At 63.4% G+C, this 2,846-nt stretch carries 3 protein-coding genes; all 3 read right to left on the bottom strand.

Going from position 1 to position 2,846, the window contains the following annotated elements:
• A partial coding sequence (locus tag ABZ345_RS47370) for a hypothetical protein (protein WP_359862342.1) occupies positions 1–248 on the bottom strand: 248 nt, incomplete at its 3' end.
• Positions 249–727: 479 nt separating this feature from the next.
• Positions 728–2,131: a helix-turn-helix domain-containing protein gene (locus ABZ345_RS47365; protein ID WP_359862341.1), complete on the bottom strand. Its 1,404-nt coding sequence runs from the start codon at positions 2,129–2,131 to the stop codon at positions 728–730.
• Positions 2,132–2,190: 59 nt separating this feature from the next.
• Entirely contained in the window at positions 2,191–2,376 is a 186-nt protein-coding gene (locus ABZ345_RS47360; protein ID WP_359862340.1) for a hypothetical protein, read from the bottom strand.
• Positions 2,377–2,846 lie beyond the last annotated feature (470 nt).

Raw genomic sequence — 2,846 nt, 5'->3', positions numbered from 1 at the left:
AGCCCCTGGTGCTGCGGAGCGGTCTTGGTCGATGGCTCTGTTACCAGGGGCTTCGCCATGTCCAGGGTCCGACACGCCGCGCCTGCGTCAACCAGCCACAGCAGAAGTCCCTTGTCCGCCAACACATCCAGACCAGGATGAAAAAGGCTCGATGTTCCCGGACGTTTCCCGCCATCAACCTCGGCCTGCCGGACCCACGTCCGCAACGCCTCCCGATGCACCCCGAGCTGGTCCGCAACCCGAGCGATCACACCCGTCCGCTCGCCCTGCTCACGTGTCACCTACTCGTGCAGCAGACCCCTCGACCGACACCCGAACTACATCCTGGCGGCATACATGGCATCCGCGACCTGACACCGGATGCACCGTCCTGCCGATGACCGGATGGCGTCGCTATACCGGTAGGGCAGCCGTCGATGAATCGATGCGCTGTCGTACCGGGGGCATCCTGAATACTCAAGTCGTCCGAGTACCCCAAGAGCGTTCGCGCGGTGAACCTATCTGGCCGCTACTCGCCATTGGGCCAATCGGGTGGTCGACCGACCGCGAGGGAACGGCGACTGCGCGGCCAGCGACCTCCCAGTACTACAGCCCTGCGGCGTGACCTTGGTCGGTGGCCGGGTGACGTGAGACGGCCACCGTGATCAACTGCGAGGTGTGTTGGGACTCGAAGCGAAACGGTCGCCGCGTTGCCGATCTTAGACCGGGTGCGCGAGTTCAAAACGACCTACAGCGAGCGGAGGTCGTCCTTCGTTATCAGGCGCCTGACAAGGACGTACTCTGCCAGGTTGGTCAACGCAGCGGGGCCGTTCATGTTCGGCACCCCTGCCGCATGCAGCCGGGCACGCAGATGCTCGACCTTCTTTCGTACTGTCGTACCTTCCATGCCCAACCGAGCGCCAGCGGCGGCGTAGGTCCTAGGGTAAGGGTCGTACTTCTCGCCCTCCAGCAGGTAGCCGGCAAACAGCGCTAGCAACACCGCACGGTCCGACAAGGTGAGCAAGACCGCGTTCTCAGCCATCGCAGACTCTTCATCCGCCATGGGCTCCATTGACGGATGCTCTGCAAGCGGCGCCTCTACGGTGAGCTCATGGGGCTTTGCAGCGTTGCCTTGCAACAGAATCCGCATACGCCCCTGGAGGGCGCACCTCCTGCGCGGCGGCAAGACGCTGCGAAAGCCGATGTCGTCAACGACGGCGAGCGGATGCCGCACGCTGGTGTTCACCACAAACCATGTGCCGTTGTCCGCACGGATCACACCAGCACACCTGGAAATCCCTGTGTCGCTTGTGTCTACCGGCAACTCGCACCGAGACGAGCGTCCGAATGTGACCTCCTCGCCAGGCGAGAGGGTCCGCGATACCGCGCCGAGGCGCACGTGGACCTGATGCGGGATGGCCGAGCCGGCGCCTTCTCGTGATCGGGACGCGGCGCCCAGTTCGTCAGCGGGCTGCTTTCTGCGGCTTGTACCAGGTTCACGGTCACTCAAGGCGGGAGGATCACCTGCCGATGATCGTGCGGGGGCTAGTGTTTCTGGCGCTGCAACTCCGGCCATGCGGCGCAGTTCCACCAAATCGCGGACGATGATCTGACGGTAGCCGAGGTCCACCAAGCCACTGTCGCGCAGCTCTCTCAGCGCTCGTTCCATCCCACGACGAGATAGCCCAATCGCAGAAGCCAACTCCGCCTGGGTCAATGGGGGAAGCCTGATCCCGTCGTTGTCGGACGTGCCATAGGCCGTCCCATGTCGTACCAGCAAGCGAGCAACGCGTTGGCGCGCTGAAGTGGAGTAGTCAGCCAATCGCGCAGCGAGCTCGGCGTTGGTGTCCGCTAGCTCCCGGACCAGGTCACGACACAGCGCCGGCGCCTCGGTCACGGCTCGCGTCACCACACCAGAGCTGATGTACGAGCCCACGACGTCGTCCACGCTGTACACACTGGCTTGCCGTGTGAGCCCACCGATCGGCTCAAGGCCAACAAGCTCTCCGGCACCGCGAACGAAGAGCAGTGTTTCTTCCCCGTCGGCGCTGGTCAACATCAGCTTGACCAAGCCCTTGACAACCACGAAGACGAAGTCCGCTGGGTCGCCCTGCTGGTACAGCCGCGTACCAGCAGGAAAACGGCGCAGCACCCCTCGCCGCTCCGCGAGCGTCCGCCACGACCGCGACGGGGGGTGCCGATCAACCGAAGTCACAGCTGCAGGGCGTCGATGACCGCAGGAATGACGGCGATCGCGACGGCGACCACAGCCAACACCCGCACCAGCCCTCGATACCTGCCTACCGTGCCGAGCCGCCACACGACAAAGCCGATAAGCACGATAATGGCAAGGCTTACCACCACCGCCGCCCAGACGACCTGATGGTCAGAGTGCATGAAAACTCCCGAGTCTCCTATTGCCGAGTCCGTTGACGTTGGCCCACGTCGAGATACGTTGCAGGACCGTGGTAAGGGGTCCACGCACACAACCAGGCGAACACCGGGGGAGAGTAGAGCAAGATCCGGATCCGGACCAGAGAGACGCGACCAACGCGCCGAGATGTTGCGGGACGGCGGTCGGGCTACCAACTCCGACGGCCGTCCCACGTCGCTGATCACGGACTCGGCAAGAGACTCGTTAGCCAGCGAGTGAACATCATCGAAGCGATCCAGCATCAACAATCCGACACGTGACGGAATCCGCTTGGGAAGCCCTCCCGACGGTGCGACACCGTGGATTCACACGTTCGGCACAGCCGGACGCATCGTCAACTAGTGTCTCGTGATCCTGTTGGTTTTACTTTGCGTTGTTGTCGACCAGCTTCTTGACGGTGGTCTGGACGACGCGGACCTTGGCCAGGATCTCG

This window comes from Lentzea sp. NPDC005914 (assembly GCF_040629405.1).
In the GTDB taxonomy this organism is placed as follows: domain Bacteria; phylum Actinomycetota; class Actinomycetes; order Mycobacteriales; family Pseudonocardiaceae; genus Lentzea.
Note: the sequence above shows the minus strand (reverse complement) of the source record. Positions and strands in the feature narration are given on the sequence as shown.

Excerpts from the sequence above, each read along its gene's own strand:
- ABZ345_RS47360 (WP_359862340.1), bottom strand. The coding sequence starts at position 2,376 with ATGCACTCTGACCATCAGGTCGTCTGGGCGGCGGTGGTGGTAAGCCTT.